This window comes from Nocardia sp. NPDC003693 (assembly GCF_053981095.1).
The window spans coordinates 126,448-143,814 of sequence record NZ_JBSFNO010000020.1; the positions used below are offsets into that span (position 1 = coordinate 126,448).

Here is a 17,367-nt window from a genome sequence, read left to right on the forward strand (position 1 = left end):
TCGATATTCGGACGGGGGCACGTTCGTATGTCGGGACCCGTTCGCCGCGGCTACCGCACCACGCGCAGCTCGATTACCGGGCATCTCCGCTGGTCGCCGTGAACCGCCCGCACCAGGTTCGACACCGTGTCCGGATCGCCGACCGATCCGTCCGCCCACACGGGTTCCCATGTGCCGTCGGCGTATTGGAGCCAACAACGCGGGCGTTCGAACTCCGCCGCATCGCCTCCGAGCCTGTCGGATCGGTAGTCGCCGTACCGGCGCGCGCTGATCAGTGCTAATCCTAGGTGCGTGATCCTCCAGCCGGCCGGGGCGCACCGGTTACACCGCGCAAGCCCCGACACGGCCAAAGCATTGACCATCTTGCGGGTACCCGAACTCGTGAAACCCGTTCTCTCGCAGAGCTGCCGGACGGTGAGCGACTGTTCCGGTTCCAGGGCGGCCAGCGCGGCGAGCACCGTGGCCTGTGACTCGGTGAGCGGCATGTGCATACCCCTGTCGTCGTTGGGTGAGGCGGTCCGGAGCCGAGACTCCAGCGACCCCGGCCGCCTGAGAACGACGGTAGAAAACCGGCTGTCTCCAAGGCCACGACTATGCCGAACTAGGAGACCGATCATGTTGTTGAAGTTTCTCGGCAAGGGCGGTTCAGGCGATGGAGAGTGCCCGACCTTGTACGCGACGGATACGGAGACGTACGTGGTGGTGGGCTGGAAGACCCAAACCCCGGGAATTATCGAGATTCCCCACCTGCTGCTGGGATTCGCCGAACCGGACACCTTCATCGCGCTTCGCCAGTTCGCCGGATTGAGCGGTAGCGAGCTTGCCCGCCGGGCGGGCTGGCACCAGACCCGGGTTCCCAAGATCGAGCACGGCAAGACCAAGCCATCGATTGCTGACATTCGGTTGTGGTGCAAGCTCACCGGGGCCGAGGGGGAGATACCTGAGCTTGTCGCATCGCTCCAGACCATCGATACGGCGTATCGCGAGTGGCGCAGAACGCTCAGCGGCGGAACCAAGGTCAAACAGAACGAGATCCTGCGTCTGATGCAGCAGGCCAAGGTGATGCGGGTGTATCAACCGTCGCTGGTACCCGGATTGCTTCAGACTGCCGAGTACGCCGCAGTGACCTTGCAGCGGTCTATCAGATTCCATCAGATACCCAATGATCTGGACGAGGGCGTTGCCAAACGTCTGGAGCGGCAACAGATCCTCTACCGGGGCGACCGCCGGATTCACCTATTGATGGGCGAGCAAGCCTTGTACAACGATGTCGGTGGAGATCCAGTGATGAGGGGGCAGCTGGACAGGCTGATAGCTGCGATGGGCCTACCGCGCGTGACGTTCGGGATTGTTCCCCTCGACGCCGAACTCCCCATGCAGCTGACGAATTTCGTCATGTTCGATGAACGTCGGGTCTCGGTCGAAGGGATTGCGGCGGAGCTGACTATCACTCAGCCGGGAGAGATCAGGGTCTACCATCGGACGTTCGATATCTTGGCCAAGCAGTCCGTTGGCGGAGACAGGGCGCGGGCATTGATCCGCAAGGCGATCGAAACCCGAACCGGTACAGCGTGATCCAATCGCTCACGACGCACGCGGGCATACCCGGCCCATGCGGGTACGCCCACCACTCACCCCAAATGCTGCGCCGTGGCCGACCGGCGGAGCTTGCCCGACGACGTCTTCGGCAGCGCCCCAGGCCCGAGAATCGTCACGCTGCGCGGACGCACACCCACCTCGGAGAACACCGCGTGCACGATGTCGTGCTCGATCCGCTTGACCTCCTCGGGATTCTGGTGGTCGTTGCTCTCGGCCACCACCGCGAAGCTCTCGCGTTTCTGGCCCGCGTCCAGGCGCACCGCGACCGCGTTGCCGGGCCGAACGCCCTTGACGCGCAGGGTGGCTCGTTCGATGTCGGTCGGGAAGATGTTGCGGCCGCCCATGATGATGACGTCCTTGATCCGGCCGCACACCACGACCAGTCCGGCATCGGTGAAATAGCCGATGTCGCCGGTGTCGAGCCAGCCGTCGGCGTCCACCGCCGGGACGAAACCGTTGACGGTGACGTAGCCGGAAGTCACCGCGGGGCCGCGTAACTCGATGACCCCGACGCTGCGCACCGGCAGCGGCTGCCGATCGGCGTCGACCACCCGGCCCTCGAGATTGTCGACCAGATAGCCCAGGGTCGGCAGGCGGCGCAGGTTGCCGTAGTGGTGTTCGGGCTGGCGGACCGGCACCGCCTTGCCGATCGCCTCGAGCAGATCGGCGTCGACGATGTCGAGCACCTGCCCCAGTCCCGGATCCGGAATAGACACCGCCAGTGTGGTTTCGGCCATGCCGTACACCGGCGTGAGCGCCATGGGATTGAGCCCGAACCGCTGTCCGGCATCCGCCAGGGCGACCATGGTGTCGGCGTCCACCGGTTCCGCGCCGTTCCACATGTAGCGCACGCTGCTGAGATCGAAGGCGCCGTCCTCAGCGTTGCGCAGTCTGCGGGCGAGCAGGGAGTACGCGAAATTCGGTGCGGCGGTGACGGTGCCGCGATATTTCGAGATGAGCTCGGCCCAGAGAATGGGCCGCATCAGGAAGTCCAGCGGCGTCACACAGACGACCTCGGCGCCGAATTGCATGGGCACGCTGAGGAATCCGACCATGCCCATGTCGTGGAACAGCGGCAGCCAGCTGATCATCACGTCGTCGTCGAGCTGGAACTTCACCCGATCGAACATCGCGTAGGCGTTGACGAAGAAATTGCCGTGCGTGATCCGCACCGCCTTGGGCGAACCGGTGGACCCGGACGTCAATTGCTGCAGCGCGACGTCGTCCTCACCGGTCGGCAGCGGGTCGATGGCCTCGCCGGCGCGCATGGCGTCGATGGTGACCACCGCGATGCCGCGTTCGGCGAGCAGGGGCGCGGCGGCCTCGAAGGGCGCGCCCAGAATCACCGCCCGCGCCTCGATCATGCGCAGCACGGTTTCGGTGTCGCGGGCCCAGACCTGCAGATCCGTGCGCGGGGTCGGCTGATGCAGCATCGTGATCGACGCCCCGCGCATCCACACCGCCTGGCAGGCGGGCGCGATATCGACCGGCATCCCGGCCAGCACGCCCACCGCGTCGCCCTGCCCGATACCGGCGGCCGCGAGCCCACCGGCCATGCACCGGGCGATCGCGTGTATCTCCCCCCAGGTCCGGCGCAGTGGCGCGTCCGGCTCACCGGTCACCAACCCGTGGCCGGATGTGCGTGCTGTTGCATACATTTCGTCGGTGAAGCGGCTCATGAGCGACTCCTCAAACGCTGCCTATGTGACAACTATCCCGGCCCCCGCACCGCCCTGTCGTCCGTTTGAGGTTTTCCGCCACGCCGTGGTTCGCCCACCCCCGCCCGGCGCGTCAGGTCAGGGCGGCGACCGCGAGCCGGAAGCGGTCGAGATCCTCGAAGCTGACGAAGGCGTGCGGGGAGGCGCGAACCACCGCGGGCAGGGCCCGGTCGGTCATGTCGAGCAGTGTGGAGGACCGGTGGCTGACGGTGACCGTGATGGATTCGGTGGCGAGGCGGTCGCGGATGGCTATCGGATCGAGGCCATCGACGGTGAACGAGACGATTCCGGCATGCTGGGTGCCGCGATCGCGGACACTGACCCGCGGGATCTCCGCGAGCGTCTTGCGCAGATAGGCGGCGCGCTCGGCGATGGCCGCGTACACCTCCGCGGGGCCGAGTTCGAGCAGGTAGCGCACGGCCGCGCCGAGGCCGAGCCGGGCCGCGACATCGCATTCCCAGAATTCGAAGCGTGTGGCGCCGGCGGCGAGGGTGTATTCGTCCGGTCCGGTCCAGGCGGCGCTGTGCAGATCGAGACGCTCGGGTTCCATGGTGGCGGCCAGCTCGGGGCGCACGTACAGGAAGCCGGTGCCGCGCGGCCCGCGTAGCCACTTGCGCCCGGTCGCCGACAGCGCGTCCACGTCCAGTTCGGCCACGTCCAGGGGCAGCTGCCCGGCGGATTGGCAGGCGTCGAGCAGGACCAGCGCACCGGCCCGGCGCGCGATGCGGGCGGCCTCGGCGACCGGGTTCACCAGCCCGCCGTTGGTCGGAACATGAACCAGCGAGACCAGTTTCACGCGTTCGTCGATCATGGACGCCAGGGCGTCGAGATCGAGTTGCCCGCTGCTGTCGCTGGGGACCGCCTCCACGCTCGCGCCGCTGCGCCGCGCGCGCTGCAGGGCGGCGATGGCGTTGCTGGCGTAGTCCGCCCCCGAGATGAGGATGCGGTCGCCCGCCCGCAGCGGCACCGAGTAGAAGAAATCGGTCCAGGATCGGCTGGCGCTGTCGCTCAGCGCGATGCTCGCGGGATCGGCGTTGATCAGCGTGCCGATGGTGGTCTTCACCGCGGCCAGGTCGCCGAGGCGCTCGTTGGCCGCGCGATAGCCGCCGATCTCGGCCTCCCGCCGCAGATGGTCGATCGCGGTGTCCACCACGATCCGCGGCGGCAGCGAGGAACCGGCGCTGTCGAGAAAAACCTGGCCTTCGCAACCCGGGGTATCGGCCCGCAAGCGGGAGATGTTCACCATGTAATCGACCATATCGGTTGGTGTGTTCTCCCTTTCGTCAGATTTCTTGTCGGATCGGGTCGCTACTCTGGTTGGGGTCGCCCTGCGTCCGGGCGGCGGCGGTTCGGGTGAGCGGAGGTTGGTATGGCGATCACGACGTCCCCTACCGGTTTGCCACGAGTTGCCGGGCCACCGGTCCCGGCCGCCGCGGCGCACAACGGCCGCGCCGCGCGGGCGCCCGGGAGCGAGTTCTCCTCCAGAGCCGCGGCCGAGGCGTACATCGGCAAGGTCTGTTTCAAGCAGGGGCCACCCGCGCTGATCGGCGCCGAACTCGAGTGGCTCACCGCGATCGGTGAGTGTTCGCCGTCCGCCCCGCGTCCGGAGTTGAGCGTGCTCGCCGACGCACTCGGGCCCCATGCGCCACAGTCGATTTCCCCCGCGTCACCGGAGCTTGCGCTACCGGGCGGGAGCCGGGTCACCGTAGAACCCGGCGGTCAGATAGAACTCTCCAGCGCCCCGTTCGGCACCGCCGCCGAACTGAGTGAGCGCCTGCGGGCCGATTCGGTCCGCCTCCGGGAACTGCTGAATTCCCGCGACATCCACCCCTTCGCCCTGGCGGCCGACGCACACCGCGCGCCCGAACGGCTCCTCCAGCTCCCGCGCTACTGCGCGATGGAGAAGAATTTCGCCGGCATCGGCCCGTTCGGCGCGCTGATGATGTGCAACACCGCCGCCGCCCAGGTCAGCGTGGACGCCGGCGCCGACGCGGCCGAGATCTCCGCGCGCTGGACGGCCCTGTACGCCATGGGACCGGCCCTGCTGGCCGCTTTCGCCTGCTCACCGGCCCTGCACGGCGCGCCGCCCGGCGAGTGGGCGTCCCAGCGCATGCGAGCCTGGCTCCGCCTGGACCACCAGCGCACCCGTCCGCCGGTGCACCACTGGCCCGACCCGATCACCGGCTACGCGCGCTGGGCCCTGGACGTCCCGCTGCTGTGCGTACGCCCGGCGCCCGCGCCGCACGACCCGGGGCGCGCCGCGGGCAACGGACAGAGAGCTTCGGCCACCGGGAACGTCGCGGACTGGTCGGCCCCGCCCGGGGCGACCTTCGCCGACTGGTTGTGCGGGGCGTTGGACGAGGAGATCGGCCGCCGTCCCGGCCGATCCGACCTCGACTACCACCTGACCACCCTGTTCCCGCTGGTCCGGGCCTCGGGCCACCTCGAGGTCCGCTACCTCGACGCCCAGCCCGGCGACACCTGGACCACCCCGGTCCACGTCTTCGACGCCCTGCTGAGCAGCCCGGCCGCGGTCGCGGAGGCCACCACCCTGACCGCCCCGACCGCCGACCTCTGGTCCGAGGCCGCCCGGCACGGTCTCGCCGATCGCGAGATCCGCGACGCGGCCGTAGCCCTGCTCGAACTGGCGGCGGCGCACGCCCCGACCCCGGCGGCCGCGGGGGAATTGGCCGCTGCCGCCGCTCGGTGCGCCACCGGTGCCGGTCCGGCGGAAGGGCACGGAACCGAGGGCGGGAGATGAGCGCCGGAGGCCGCCGGACGCGAGTCACCGCGCGGGGCAACCCCCGGCACGGAACGAGCCCGCGGGTCCGGTCGATCGCGTCCGCCGCCGAGCTACGGCCACCGGGCACGCCAGGGATCACCACTTTCCTCGAATTCGGAGTTCTGTCATGAGTATTCAGCTGCCGGGGTCGGACCGGTCGGAGACCGAGCGGCTGCGGGGGCGCATCGCCGAGACCCTCGAACGGGCCCGGACCCGGACGGTGGGGCTGGTCGAATGCGTCGACGAGGCGGAGCTGGTGGCGCAGCACTCGCGGATCATGAGCCCGCTCGTCTGGGACCTGGCGCACATCGGCAATCAGGAGGAACTCTGGCTGGTGCGCGATGTCGGTGGGCGCGAAGCGGTTCGGGCCGACATCGACGAGCTGTACGACGCGTTCAAGCACGCGCGGGCCAACCGCCCGGCGCTGCCGCTGCTGAATCCGCGCGAGGCGCGCGACTACGTGGGCACGGTGCGCGACAGGGTGTGGGATGTGCTGGAGCGCAGTCCCCTTCGCGGTGACGCGCTGGTGTCGGACGGTTTCGCCTTCGGCATGATCGCCCAGCACGAACAGCAGCACGACGAGACCATGCTGGCCACCCATCAGCTGCGGACGGGCGAGCGGGTGCTGACCGCGCCCGCCCCGCCGGGGGTGAGCGTGCCCGCCGACGGTGAAGTCGTCGTTCCCGCAGGGGAATTCGTCATGGGTACCGACGACGATCCGTGGGCGCTGGACAACGAGCGGCCCGCGCACCCGGTGCACGTGCCCGGCTACGCCATCGACATCGCGCCGGTCACCAACGCTCGCTACCTGGAATTCATGGCGGACGGCGGCTACGACCGCCCCGAACTCTGGTCCGAGGCGGGCTGGGCGCATCGCCTCGACGCCGGGCTGACGTCTCCGCAGTTTTGGGAGCGCGACGGCGGCGGCCAGTGGTGGCGGCGGGTTTTCGGGGAGATGCGACCGCTGCGGCCGCATCAGCCGGTCGTGCACGTGTGTTTCTTCGAGGCCGAGGCGTACGCCACCTGGGCGGGCAAGCGCCTGCCCACCGAGGCCGAATGGGAGAAGGCCGCGCGCTTCGATCCGGCCACCGGTCGCTCGCGCCGATACCCCTGGGGCGAAGCAGATCCCGGCGAGCACACCGCGAATCTCGGTCAGCGCCACCTGGAACCGGCGGACGCGGGCGCGTATCCGGCCGGCGTCTCCCCGCTCGGGGTGCACCAGTTGATCGGCGACGTGTGGGAGTGGACGTCCTCCGGATTCACCCCCTACCCCGGCTTCCGCGCATTTCCCTACCGCGAGTACTCCGAGGTCTTCTTCGGCGGTGACTACCGGGTCCTGCGCGGCGGCTCCTTCGGCGCCGACCAGGTGGCGGCCCGGGGCACCTTCCGCAACTGGGACCACCCGATCCGCCGCCAGATCTTCTCCGGCTTCCGGCTGGCCCGCGACCTCATGCCCGAGGACGGCTGATGTGCCGTCACCTCGCCTACCTGGGCCCCCCGGTTCCGGTGGGGGACTTGATCACTCGCGGACCGCACTCGCTGCGCACGCAGTCGTGGGCGCCGCGCGAGATGCGGGGCGGGGGCACCATCAACGCGGACGGATTCGGGGTCGCGTGGTGGACGCCGGTGCGGCCGGCGCCGCCGAACCCGGGGGCCGGGGTGGCCTGGCACGGCGGGATGCCGCCGGGGTCCGAGACGCCGGGGATCGATGCGGCGGGCGGCCGGAGTCCGGAGTCCGAGGTGCGCGCCGACGGGGACTCGCCCAGGGTCACGCGGTACCGCAACGCCGCGCCCATCTGGAGCGACCCGGCGGTGGATGAGGTGCTGCCGCAACTGTTCTCGGGTGCGATGGTGGCGGCCGTGCGGTCGGCGACCGCGGGGCTGCCGGTCGAGCGGGCCGCGTGCGCGCCGTTCACGCACGGGCGGTGGGCCTTCAGTCACAACGGCGCCGTCCCGGATTGGCGGCGGGCGCTGACCGCCGTGGCGGCCGAGTTCGGGGTGACCGGGCTGCTGGAGGCCGAGGCGCTGACCGATTCGGCCGTGCTGTGGGTGATTCTGCGCGCGCTGCTCGCGGACACCGACCCGGACACCGCACTGCGGCAGCTGGTTCGGGCCGTGCTGCGGGAATCTCCGGACGCACGACTGAATCTGCTGCTCTGCGACGGGGAAACGGCGTGGGCGACCACGCGGTACCACTCGCTGGCCGTATTGGCCGACGGGGATGTCGCGGTGCTGGCTTCCGAGCCCTACGACGACGATCCGCGCTGGCAGCCGATCGCGGACGGGCAACTGGTGGTGGCGCGCCCGGGGCGATGCACCGTGACGCCACTGGATATCGAGATCGAAAGGGCACCTTCATGAGCGCTGCGACGCTGGAGATCCATCTCACCGACGACGACCTGACCGCGGCACTGCGGTCCGACGTTCGGCAGGGGCTGACCGCGAGCCCGAAGTGGCTGCCGCCCAAGTGGTTCTACGACGCGCGCGGGAGCGAGCTGTTCGAGCGCATCACCGAACTGCCGGAGTACTACCCCACGCGCACCGAGCGCGCCCTGCTGGAGCGGGTGGTCGGCGAGATCGCCGCCACCGCCCAGGCCGAGGTGCTGGTCGAACTGGGCGCGGGCTCGGCGGCGAAGACCCGGCTGCTGCTGGACGCGCTCACCACCGGTGGACCGCTCAAAACCTATGTTCCCCAGGATGTCTCAGTGTCCGCGTTGCGGGCCTCCGCCGACGAGGTCGCCGCCGAGTTCCCGGAACTGGCCGTGCACGGGGTGGTCAGCGATTTCACCGCCACGCTGGAGAACCTGCCGCGCGGCGGCCGGCGCATGATCGCGTTCCTGGGCGGCACCATCGGCAACCTGGTCCCGAGTGAGCGGGCGCGGTTCCTGTCCGGCGTGCACGATGTGCTCGAACCGGGCGAGCGGCTGCTGCTGGGCGCGGGTCTGGTCATCGATCCGGCGGTGCTCGTGCCCGCGTACGACGACGCCGCCGGAGTCACCGCCGAGTTCAATCGCAATGTGCTGCATGTGCTCAACTCCCGCCTGGGCGCGAACTTCGCACCCGAGAAGTTCGCTCATGTCGCGCTGTGGGACGCGGCGAACGAGTGGATCGAGATGCGGCTGGAGGCGACCGAGGCCATGACGGTCACCGTCGCCGACCTGGATCTGACGGTCGATTTCGCCGCCGGTGAGCACCTGCGCACCGAGATCTCCGCCAAGTTCCGTCCCGACGGCCTCGAGAAGGAGCTGGCCGCAGCGGGTTTCGGCACCGAGCGGGTGTGGACGGATCCGCAGGATCGTTTCGCGCTCGTCCTCGCCGAACGTCACTAGAAAACCGGCAAATCCGGCACTGGCGGTGTGGCGCGCGCCCTACGATCGAAGGCAGTGAAGCCGTGGGAGATTTTCGGCCTCTGCCTCGGAGTGGCCGCGTTCTGCACCGCCCTGCCGTTGTTGCTCGGCTGGAGCCGCGATCGGCTCTGGCTTGCGGGCGGCCTGCTCCTGCTGACCGGCGCGCTCGCCCTGCTGGTGCTCCCGCTCCCGCATCCGGCCGGATACGTGGACTGCGGGTCGATCGTGCATCCCCGCAACGCCTGGACGGGACCGGAGATCTGTTCGGACGGCTCGGACTGCACCGCACCGGATTTCGGGCCGCAGTGTGCGCAGAATCGTACCGAGCGGATTCACTCCGCCGCACTCATCGCGGTGGGAGCGCTCGGGGTAACGGTGCTGTGCGGGCGGCGCGTGTTGCGCGAGTGGCGGCAGTCGCCGGACCCGGTTGATTGAGGCTTGTCCGAGCCGAGCCGAGCCGAGCCGAGCCGAGCCGAGCCGAGCCGAGGCTGCGGCCCGCGCGCCTGCTACTTCTGCGCGGTAACCGCCGCCAGCCACTCGACCACCGGCCGCAGCTCCTCCCACGCCGCCCGCACCCGCGCGGCGGCCTCGGGCCCGCTCAGCCACTCCGGCGCGCCGTACGAGCGGCTGACCACCAGCGTCCGGTGCCGCAGCAGCTCGATCCGCGGGTGGTCGATCGCGAACCCCTTGGGCTTGGTCTTGAGCGTGTCGCCGCCGACCGTGTACCCGGCCGAGACCAGTTGCGCGAGCAGCTTTTCCAGCTCGGTCCCGCGCACCTCGTCGTCGATGGCGGTGCGCAGCGCGGCGAGCTGCGCGGGTTCGGTCGCGTACTGCCCGCCCGCGACGAACAGCCCCGAGGCGTCGATCTGCACGTACCACCCGTTGGACGGGGCCGCGTGCACCACCGCCCCCTGGCTGGTCTTGTAGGGCGTCTTGTCCCGCGCGAACCGCACGTCCCGGTACGGCCGGAAGATCTTCCCCGTCCCGAAGTCCGGTTCGAGCTCGGCGATCAGCGCCTGCATGGGCGCCCGCACCGACTCCTCCCACACCGGCTTGTTGGCGGTCCAGAAGGCCTTGGAGTTGTCGGCCTCCAAGTCTTCGTAGAAGTCCAGGCCGGTGAGCGGGAAGCCAGTGAAGGGCACCGGACCAGGCTAATTGACGGGTCCGGGAGCCCGCGGATCGACCTAGAATCGCTGGCCATGGACGCGCTGCTGGTGCTGTGGGACATCGACCACACGTTGACCGAGAACAACGGCGTGAACAAGGAGATCTACCGTCTGGCGTTCGAGATGCTCACCGGCCGGCGCGCGGAACACCGCGCCCGAACCGATGGGCGCACCGAGCCGGTGATCATGCGAAACATGCTGCTGGATCACGGAATCGAGCCGTGCGGTATTCGCCGCGAGAACATGCTGGAGATCCTCGATTCGACGACCGCGTCGACAATCGACACCCTGCGTGAACGTGGCCACGAGCTGCCCGGAGCCCGCGCGGTCCTGACGGCGCTCCACTCGATGCCCGACATTGTCCAGTCGGTGCTCACCGGCAATACCCGTGCGAACGCGGCGACAAAGCTGTCCGCGTTCGCCCTCGACGGCTTCATGGACTTCGAGGTCGGCGGTTACGGCTCGGACCACGACGAACGCCCCCGCCTGGTCGCAGTCGCCCAGTGCCGGGCGTCGACAAAGTTCGCTACCCCCTTCGACAACACGAACACCCTGGTAATAGGCGACACGACCCGCGACGTCCACACGGGCCGCCACGGCGGAGCCCACGTGATAGCGGTGGCGTCCGGCCCCGACAGCGTCGCCGAACTAGAAGCCGCGGGCGCGGATATCGTGCTGCCGGATCTACGCGATACCGAGAAAGTGGTCGCCGCGATAACCAGCTTCCGTAAACAGATCCCGCCCGGCCGGTCCGGCACTGCTACGTAGCCCCCGAAGCCGTTGTCCGAGCGCACCTCTCACGCCGGACCACCACCTGCGGACAGCCCCCGGCACAGTGCGACCGCGCCGGGGCCCGTCGAGCTCTCGAACCGGACGCGCTAATTGTCCGTGGGCACCAACCCGTCGCTGCCCAGCACGATGAACGCGAAGATCAAGCCCAGGACCATGCAGACGCCGCCGGCTATCGCGGCCCACTTGCCGAGCTTCTCGCCCTTGCTGTTGCCGACCACGCCGAGCACGATCGCGGCGATACCGAAACCGAAGGGGCAGAACAGCAGTGCGATCGCGGCGCAGACGAAGCCGATGATCGAGAAGATCTGGGTGCCGGACTGCGGGGGCGGGGCGCCGTACGGCTGGTAGGGCTGGCCGGGCTGCTGGGGATACGCCGGGTAGCCGCCCTGGGGCGGATAGGGCTGACCCTGTTGCGGATAGGCGGGGTAGCCGGGCTGGGAACCCTGCGGCTGGCCGCCCATCGGCGGGTAGTTGTACACCCCGCCCGCCGGATACGGATCGCCCTGCGGCGGGGGAGCACCCTGCGGATACTGCGGGTCCGGGTACCCCGGCGGCGGATACTGGCCCGGCGCGCCGTGCGGGTACGGGTTCGGGGCACTTTGCGGGTACGGCTCCGGAGCACCCTGCGGATACGGCTCCGGCGTGTATCCCCCGGCGGACGGTTCCGGCGTCGCGGGCGGCGGTGTCGCGGGCTGCTCCGGGGTCTCGGACTTCTCCTTCTTCAAGAAGTCGCCGGACCCGGACTGCGGTTCGTTCGGCGGTGTACTCATGCAGCGCCCTCCTCGGTAGTGGTGTGAACGCCCTTCATGGGTATCACCCGGTGGGCGCCGGCGCGAAACAATCGGTTCCCGGGTAGCGGCCCGGACACCCCGGATGATCGAGCGGGTCAGTCGTCGGGTTCGTCGACGATCTCCATGGCCGCGACCTCGGCGGGCCGATCGTCCTCGGACCTGTTCTCCTCGCGCTGGCGGCGGCGCGTCCATTCCTGGTCGAGTTCGGCCTCGATCCCGAGGCGGCCGGTGTCGTCGTTCTCGCGATTGCGGATGATCAGATCGTCGGGCGGGTCGGCGATGTAGCGCTCGTACTCGCGGACTTCGTCGGCCTGGTCGTCGTCGCCCAGGTCGTAGTCGAGGTTCTCGACGTCCTCGCTGTCGAGGACCTCGTCCATGAGCTGGTCGTCGTCATCGTTGCGCCGCTCGTCCATCCGGCACCGCCTCTCCTCCGCGCTCCCGTGACAATCCTTTGACCCCGTTCACGCTACCGCCGCCGCCCGGCGGCTTCACCCATTGCCGTCCATTCACAGCAACGCGCCCCCGCCGGAATCGGCGGGGGCGCGCTGGGGGAGTACTCGCTCCGAACTACGCGGAACCGTTGAAAAGTCCGGTGACCGAACCGTTCTCGAAGACCTCGCGAATGGTCTGCGCCAGCAGCGGCGCGATCGAGAGCACGGTCAGGGTCGGGAACTTCTTGTCCTCGTCGATCGGCAGCGTATTGGTGACCACGACCTCTTTGGCGCCGCAGTTGGCCAGGCGCTCGGCGGCCGGATCGGACAGGATGCCGTGGGTGGCGGCGATGACGACGTCGCCCGCGCCGGCGGCCTTGAGGACCTTGACCGCGCCGGCGATGGTGCCGCCGGTGTCGATCATGTCGTCGATCAGGATGCAGGTGCGGCCCTCGACCTCACCGACCACGCGGTTGGAGACGGTCTGGTTGGGGACCAGCGGGTCACGGGTCTTGTGGATGAACGCCATGGGCGCGTCCGCGAGCGAGTTGGCCCACTTCTCGGCGACCTTCACACGACCGGCGTCGGGGGAGACGACGGTGATGTTGGACAGGTCGTAGTTGTTGCGGATGTGCTCGGCCAGCTGGACCTGCGCGTGCATGTGATCGACCGGGCCGTCGAAGAAGCCCTGGATCTGATCGGTGTGCAGATCGATGGTGATGATCCGGTCCACGCCCGCGGTCTTGAGCAGGTCGGCGATCAGACGGGCCGAGATGGGCTCGCGGCCGCGGTGCTTCTTGTCCTGGCGGGCGTAGGGGTAGAACGGCAGCACCGAGGTGATGCGCTTGGCCGAACCGCGCTTGAGCGCGTCGATCATGATCAGGTGCTCCATGACCCACTGGTTGAGCGGGGCCGGGAAGCTCTGCAGCACGAAGGCGTCGGAGCCGCGAACCGATTCCTCGAACCGGACGAAGGTCTCGCCGTTCGCGAAGTCGCGGGCGGTCTGCGGGGTGACGTGGACGTTGAGTTCCTTGGCCACCGCCTCGGCGAGCTCGGGATGAGCGCGTCCCGAGAACAGCATCAGATTCTTGTGGTTATCGGTAGAGAACGCGGTCACGGACGTTCGCCATCCTTTTGCTCGTCGGGATCCTCATCGGCCGCGATGGCCTTTGCGGCCGCATCGGCGGCAGCGGTGCCGGGCCGGTTGCGCTGCACCCAGCCCTCGATATTGCGCTGCGCTCCGCCGGACACCGCGAGAGCCCCCGGTGGAACATTTCTACGCAGCACAGTACCCGCTGCGGAATATGCCCCGTCACCCACGGTGAGCGGGGCGACGAACATCGTGTCGCTTCCCGTGCGCACGTGCGACCCGACCACGGTGTGGTGCTTGTTGACCCCGTCGTAGTTGACGAAAACGCTCGACGCGCCAATATTGCTGTGCTCGCCGATGGTCGCGTCGCCCACGTAGGTCAGGTGCGGCACCTTGGAGTGCGCGCCGATGGTGGCGTTCTTGGTCTCGACGAACGCGCCGAGTTTGCCCGCGTCGCCGACCGAGGTGCCGGGCCGCAGATAGGTGAAGGGGCCGACGGTCGCACCGGGTCCGATGCTCGACTTCTCGCCGTGCGTGCGGACGACCTTGGCGCCCGCGCCGACCACCACGTCGGTGAGCGTGGAGTCGGGGCCGATCTCGGCGTCCTCGCCGATGCTGGTGTCGCCCAACAGTTGTACGCCCGGGCGGATGACCGCGTCGCGCCCGATGGTGACCCCGCCGTCGATCCAGGTGGTGGCCGGGTCGACGATGGTGACCCCGGCGCGCATGTGCCGTTCCACGATGTAGCGATTGAGCGTGGCCGCCGCGCCCGCCAGCTGCACCCGGTCGTTGACCCCGGTTACCTTGGCGGAGTCCAGGAGTCGGGCGCCGTGCACCGGGTGCCCGGCCTCGCGGGCGAGCTTGAGCACGTCGGTCAGGTACAGCTCGTAGCGCGCGTTGGCGGTGTCGATCCGCGTGATCATCACCCGCAGCACCGCGGCGTCGAAGACGTAGACGCCGGAGTTGACCTCGGTGATGGCGGCCTGTTCGGGGGTGGCGTCGGCGTGCTCGACGATCTCGAGCAGTTGCCCGTCGGCGTTGCGGACGATGCGGCCGTAGCCGTTCGGGTCCTCGGGGGCGAAGGTCAGCACCGTGACCGCCGAGCCCTCGGAGTAGCTGCGGTGCTCGTCGAGCAGCGCGTGCAGGGTGTGCCCGTCGAGCAGCGGCACGTCGGCGTACGTCACCAGGACGTCGCCGGTGAAGTCGTCGGGCAGTGCCGTCAGCGCGCACTGGACCGCGTGCCCGGTCCCGCGCTGTTCTTCCTGTACCGCCAGAACGATCTGGCGGCCGAGCTCCGCTCCCACCTTGCCCACCGCGTCGCCGACCTGTTCGCGGTCGTGGCCGATCACGGTGATGAGGTACGTCGGGTCGATCTCGTTCGCCGCATGCAGCGCGTGCGCGAGCATGCTGCGGCCGGCCATCGGGTGCAACACCTTGGGGGTCTTGGACCGCATTCGGGTTCCGGCTCCGGCGGCGAGAACGACGACGGCGGTCTGCTGTGGCATGGATCTCCCTCGGCTGCGCGTCATCGTGCTGAGTGCTTGTTTTGCGCTGGGCCACAGTTGTGCTGCGTCAGCGATGTGCGGGGCCAACCATAATGACCCCGTTCGCGAGCTCCGCCGCCAGGACTCGAACCTGAACTAACTGAACCAAAATCAGTGGTGCTGCCATTACACTACGGCGGATTGCACACCGGCGGACCGTACGGTACGCCGCTCTGCGTTTGTTAGTGGCATGCGCGTGTAGATACTCGCACATGGGACCGCCTAGTCGAAACTTTTCCCGGCTCCGCCTGTCCGAAATTGTGCGGACCCGCTCGTGACGGTGGTCCCGCCGGCGCGGCCGGGTGGCGCGCCGCTGTCGTGAGATCACTTGTCCCGGCACGGGATGCGGGGCGCCGGTCGTTGTTCGGCGTCCGCGTGAGCAGGCTCGATGAGGCCGGTCTGGGACAGTGCGGGGTTGATCTGAAAGAGTTGTCCGAGGTTCGTACGGCATACAGGGAGGCGGAGGCGATGGCTTCGGGTGAGGCGAGCCGGGTGTCGCGTCCACGCATGACCGGGACGCAGCGGCGGCAGCAGCTGATCGAGATCGGGCGGGCGCTGTTCGCCGAGCGGGGGTACGACGCGGCCTCGATCGAGGAGATCGCGCAGCGGGCGCAGGTCTCCAAACCCGTGGTGTACGAACACTTCGGGGGTAAGGAAGGGTTGTACGCGGTCGTCGTGGATCGCGAGATGTCCACGCTGCTCGATATGTTGACCGCGTCGCTCACTCAGAACCGTTCGCGGGTGCGTCTGGAACAGGTGGCGCTGGCGTTGCTCACCTATATGGAGGAGCGCACGGACGGCTTCCGTATCCTGATGCGGGATCAGCCCGCCTCGGCGGCGGAGGGTACGTACTCCTCTCTGCTGAACGAGGCAGTTAATCAGGTGGCGCACATACTCGCCGGTGATTTCGAGCGCCGCGGATTCGATACCAGTCTGGCGGTGCTCTACGCGCAAGCGCTGGTGGGCATGGTCGCGACCGCCGCAACCTGGTGGCTGGACGAGCGGCAGCCGTCCAAGGAAGTGGTCGCCGCGCATCTGGTGAATCTGTGCTGGAACGGGCTCACGCATCTGGAAGCGAATCCTGAGCTGGCCTCGGAATGGCCCAGCGGCACCGGTATATGAGACCTAACGGTATGAGAATGTCCGTCTAATAGGGGCGGAACTGGACAGTTAACCAGTGAATTGCGAAGGAGGACGGGTCGAATGCTCGAATCGACTGGCATACGGCAGCCGGGTGGTACGGTTCACCCATCCTTCGAGTGCTGTTCGAACTGTGATGTCGGTCAACTTCGGGATGTCGGTCTACTTCAGGATGGCTGGTTTGATGACAGGCGGATCTGATGGCTAGGCAAGCGCGTGCGGAGATCACTCGCGATTCCGTGCTCGCGGGCGCGGCCGATGTCTTCTTGCGGCTGGGCTACGCGAACGCGAGCCTGTCGGAGATCATCGCGCAGTCCAATGTGACCAAGGGCGCCTTGTACTTTCACTTCGGCTCGAAGGAAGAGCTAGCTCGCGCGGTGGTCGATCAGGGCAATGAGCGCCTCGTCGGCGCGTGCCAGGGATTCTTCGATCCCAGAGTGCCCGCGCTCGAGGCGTGCATCGGAATCACCTACGTGGTCGCGGATCTGACCATGAACGATCCGATGGTCGGCGCCATGCTCAAGCTGACGCACCAGATCGGCGACTACCGCGGCGCGACGGGCGACAACATCGCCAAGACGTGGGGCGAGACCCATCGCCTGCTCGCCGAGCGCGCCATCGCCCAGGGGGATCTCGAACCCGAGCTCGACCCGGAGACCATCGGCCTGCTACTGCAGGAGATGACCACCGGCGTGCACATCGTCGCGGTCAGCACCGAGTCCATCGACCAGATGGCCACGCGCATGGAACGCGCCTGGTACTTCCTGCTGCCCTCGATCGTCCCGGACGAGAAGGTGGCCTACTTCCGCGAGTTCGCGGCCCGCCGCCTGCGCCGCTACGTGGTCTGAGGCAGTGCCCAATGTGCCTCCGCTGCGCTCCGGCGGTTCGCGGCCCTCGTAACCCGGTTCTTCCCTCCTCCGCTCCTCCGCTTCGCTCCCCCGCTCCGTCAGTCCAGAACCGGGCGGGC

At 68.6% G+C, this 17,367-nt stretch carries 17 protein-coding genes and 1 tRNA gene; 9 read left to right on the forward strand and 9 right to left on the reverse strand.

Features of this window, described 5'->3' with window-relative positions:
- Window positions 1-50: 50 nt before the first annotated feature.
- On the reverse strand, window positions 51-485 hold the full coding sequence (locus ACWDOP_RS22440) for a MarR family transcriptional regulator (RefSeq protein ID WP_456346632.1): 435 nt from the start codon (window positions 483-485) through the stop codon (window positions 51-53).
- A gap of 130 nt (window positions 486-615) precedes the next feature.
- Between ACWDOP_RS22440 and ACWDOP_RS22445 the strand changes: the two genes are divergently transcribed.
- Window positions 616-1,575, forward strand: coding sequence for a helix-turn-helix domain-containing protein (locus tag ACWDOP_RS22445; protein ID WP_456346633.1), 960 nt, complete (start codon window positions 616-618; stop codon window positions 1,573-1,575).
- 56 nt (window positions 1,576-1,631) lie between these two features.
- Here ACWDOP_RS22445 and ACWDOP_RS22450 read toward each other — a convergent pair whose 3' ends face one another.
- Together ACWDOP_RS22450 and ACWDOP_RS22455 are read right to left on the reverse strand one after the other, a co-directional pair.
- The gene (locus ACWDOP_RS22450) at window positions 1,632-3,278 is read right to left on the reverse strand and encodes a fatty acyl-AMP ligase (RefSeq protein WP_456346634.1); all 1,647 of its coding nucleotides are present in this window, start codon (window positions 3,276-3,278) and stop codon (window positions 1,632-1,634) included.
- Between the two features lie 112 nt (window positions 3,279-3,390).
- On the reverse strand, window positions 3,391-4,563 hold the full coding sequence (locus tag ACWDOP_RS22455) for an aminotransferase class V-fold PLP-dependent enzyme (protein WP_456346635.1): 1,173 nt from the start codon (window positions 4,561-4,563) through the stop codon (window positions 3,391-3,393).
- A 123-nt stretch (window positions 4,564-4,686) separates the two neighbouring features.
- Between ACWDOP_RS22455 and egtA the strand changes: the two genes are divergently transcribed.
- The 5 genes from egtA (at window position 4,687) to ACWDOP_RS22480 (ending at window position 9,881) form a co-directional block, all read left to right on the forward strand.
- Window positions 4,687-6,078 (forward strand): ergothioneine biosynthesis glutamate--cysteine ligase EgtA, encoded by a 1,392-nt coding sequence (egtA, locus tag ACWDOP_RS22460; RefSeq protein ID WP_456346636.1) that lies wholly within the window; start codon window positions 4,687-4,689, stop codon window positions 6,076-6,078.
- A 148-nt stretch (window positions 6,079-6,226) separates the two neighbouring features.
- Window positions 6,227-7,567, forward strand: coding sequence for an ergothioneine biosynthesis protein EgtB (egtB, locus tag ACWDOP_RS22465; RefSeq protein ID WP_456346637.1), 1,341 nt, complete (start codon window positions 6,227-6,229; stop codon window positions 7,565-7,567).
- Window positions 7,567-8,460 carry an ergothioneine biosynthesis protein EgtC gene (locus tag ACWDOP_RS22470; RefSeq protein WP_456346638.1) on the forward strand — a complete coding sequence of 298 codons (894 nt, stop codon included), beginning with the start codon at window positions 7,567-7,569 and terminating at the stop codon, window positions 8,458-8,460. The genes egtB and ACWDOP_RS22470 overlap by 1 nt, the downstream gene beginning before the upstream one ends.
- Entirely contained in the window at window positions 8,457-9,428 is a 972-nt protein-coding gene (gene egtD / locus ACWDOP_RS22475) for an L-histidine N(alpha)-methyltransferase (RefSeq protein ID WP_456346639.1), read from the forward strand. The genes ACWDOP_RS22470 and egtD overlap by 4 nt, the downstream gene beginning before the upstream one ends.
- Window positions 9,429-9,482: 54 nt before the next feature.
- Window positions 9,483-9,881, forward strand: a complete 399-nt coding sequence (locus ACWDOP_RS22480; protein ID WP_456346640.1) for a hypothetical protein — start codon at window positions 9,483-9,485, stop codon at window positions 9,879-9,881.
- Between the two features lie 71 nt (window positions 9,882-9,952).
- Here ACWDOP_RS22480 and ACWDOP_RS22485 read toward each other — a convergent pair whose 3' ends face one another.
- The gene (locus ACWDOP_RS22485) at window positions 9,953-10,588 is read right to left on the reverse strand and encodes a DUF2461 domain-containing protein (RefSeq protein WP_456346641.1); all 636 of its coding nucleotides are present in this window, start codon (window positions 10,586-10,588) and stop codon (window positions 9,953-9,955) included.
- A 57-nt stretch (window positions 10,589-10,645) separates the two neighbouring features.
- Between ACWDOP_RS22485 and ACWDOP_RS22490 the strand changes: the two genes are divergently transcribed.
- Window positions 10,646-11,380 carry an HAD family hydrolase gene (locus ACWDOP_RS22490; protein ID WP_456346642.1) on the forward strand — a complete coding sequence of 245 codons (735 nt, stop codon included), beginning with the start codon at window positions 10,646-10,648 and terminating at the stop codon, window positions 11,378-11,380.
- 110 nt (window positions 11,381-11,490) lie between these two features.
- Here the strand turns inward: ACWDOP_RS22490 and ACWDOP_RS22495 are convergent, their stop codons facing one another.
- The 5 genes from ACWDOP_RS22495 to ACWDOP_RS22515 form a co-directional block, all read right to left on the reverse strand.
- Window positions 11,491-12,174 carry a hypothetical protein gene (locus ACWDOP_RS22495; RefSeq protein WP_456346643.1) on the reverse strand — a complete coding sequence of 228 codons (684 nt, stop codon included), beginning with the start codon at window positions 12,172-12,174 and terminating at the stop codon, window positions 11,491-11,493.
- 116 nt (window positions 12,175-12,290) lie between these two features.
- Window positions 12,291-12,608, reverse strand: a complete 318-nt coding sequence (locus tag ACWDOP_RS22500) for a hypothetical protein (protein ID WP_456346644.1) — start codon at window positions 12,606-12,608, stop codon at window positions 12,291-12,293.
- Window positions 12,609-12,762: 154 nt separating this feature from the next.
- Window positions 12,763-13,743, reverse strand: coding sequence for a ribose-phosphate diphosphokinase (locus ACWDOP_RS22505; protein ID WP_454202580.1), 981 nt, complete (start codon window positions 13,741-13,743; stop codon window positions 12,763-12,765).
- Window positions 13,740-15,221 carry a bifunctional UDP-N-acetylglucosamine diphosphorylase/glucosamine-1-phosphate N-acetyltransferase GlmU gene (glmU, locus tag ACWDOP_RS22510; RefSeq protein WP_456346645.1) on the reverse strand — a complete coding sequence of 494 codons (1,482 nt, stop codon included), beginning with the start codon at window positions 15,219-15,221 and terminating at the stop codon, window positions 13,740-13,742. The genes ACWDOP_RS22505 and glmU overlap by 4 nt, the downstream gene beginning before the upstream one ends.
- A 109-nt stretch (window positions 15,222-15,330) precedes the next feature.
- A tRNA-Gln gene (locus tag ACWDOP_RS22515) sits at window positions 15,331-15,401 on the reverse strand.
- A 366-nt stretch (window positions 15,402-15,767) separates the two neighbouring features.
- Between ACWDOP_RS22515 and ACWDOP_RS22520 the strand changes: the two genes are divergently transcribed.
- Complete coding sequence (locus ACWDOP_RS22520) at window positions 15,768-16,382, forward strand: TetR/AcrR family transcriptional regulator (protein ID WP_354989606.1); 615 nt, start codon at window positions 15,768-15,770, stop codon at window positions 16,380-16,382.
- 218 nt (window positions 16,383-16,600) lie between these two features.
- Window positions 16,601-17,248 carry a TetR family transcriptional regulator gene (locus ACWDOP_RS22525; protein WP_454202582.1) on the forward strand — a complete coding sequence of 216 codons (648 nt, stop codon included), beginning with the start codon at window positions 16,601-16,603 and terminating at the stop codon, window positions 17,246-17,248.
- Window positions 17,249-17,367: the final 119 nt, after the last annotated feature.

Bases quoted from the DNA above. Each gene is read 5' to 3' on its own strand.
- egtD (WP_456346639.1), top strand. From the start codon at position 8,457: ATGAGCGCTGCGACGCTGGAGATCCATCTCACCGACGACGACCTGACC.
- glmU (WP_456346645.1), bottom strand. From the start codon at position 15,221: ATGCCACAGCAGACCGCCGTCGTCGTTCTCGCCGCCGGAGCCGGAACC.
- ACWDOP_RS22455 (WP_456346635.1), bottom strand. From the start codon at position 4,563: ATGGTGAACATCTCCCGCTTGCGGGCCGATACCCCGGGTTGCGAAGGC.
- ACWDOP_RS22525 (WP_454202582.1), top strand. From the start codon at position 16,601: ATGGCTAGGCAAGCGCGTGCGGAGATCACTCGCGATTCCGTGCTCGCG.
- ACWDOP_RS22495 (WP_456346643.1), bottom strand. From the start codon at position 12,174: ATGAGTACACCGCCGAACGAACCGCAGTCCGGGTCCGGCGACTTCTTG.
- ACWDOP_RS22440 (WP_456346632.1), bottom strand. From the start codon at position 485: ATGCCGCTCACCGAGTCACAGGCCACGGTGCTCGCCGCGCTGGCCGCC.
- ACWDOP_RS22500 (WP_456346644.1), bottom strand. From the start codon at position 12,608: ATGGACGAGCGGCGCAACGATGACGACGACCAGCTCATGGACGAGGTC.
- ACWDOP_RS22520 (WP_354989606.1), top strand. From the start codon at position 15,768: ATGACCGGGACGCAGCGGCGGCAGCAGCTGATCGAGATCGGGCGGGCG.
- ACWDOP_RS22470 (WP_456346638.1), top strand. From the start codon at position 7,567: ATGTGCCGTCACCTCGCCTACCTGGGCCCCCCGGTTCCGGTGGGGGAC.
- egtB (WP_456346637.1), top strand. From the start codon at position 6,227: ATGAGTATTCAGCTGCCGGGGTCGGACCGGTCGGAGACCGAGCGGCTG.
- ACWDOP_RS22490 (WP_456346642.1), top strand. From the start codon at position 10,646: ATGGACGCGCTGCTGGTGCTGTGGGACATCGACCACACGTTGACCGAG.
- ACWDOP_RS22450 (WP_456346634.1), bottom strand. From the start codon at position 3,278: ATGAGCCGCTTCACCGACGAAATGTATGCAACAGCACGCACATCCGGC.
- ACWDOP_RS22445 (WP_456346633.1), top strand. From the start codon at position 616: ATGTTGTTGAAGTTTCTCGGCAAGGGCGGTTCAGGCGATGGAGAGTGC.
- egtA (WP_456346636.1), top strand. From the start codon at position 4,687: ATGGCGATCACGACGTCCCCTACCGGTTTGCCACGAGTTGCCGGGCCA.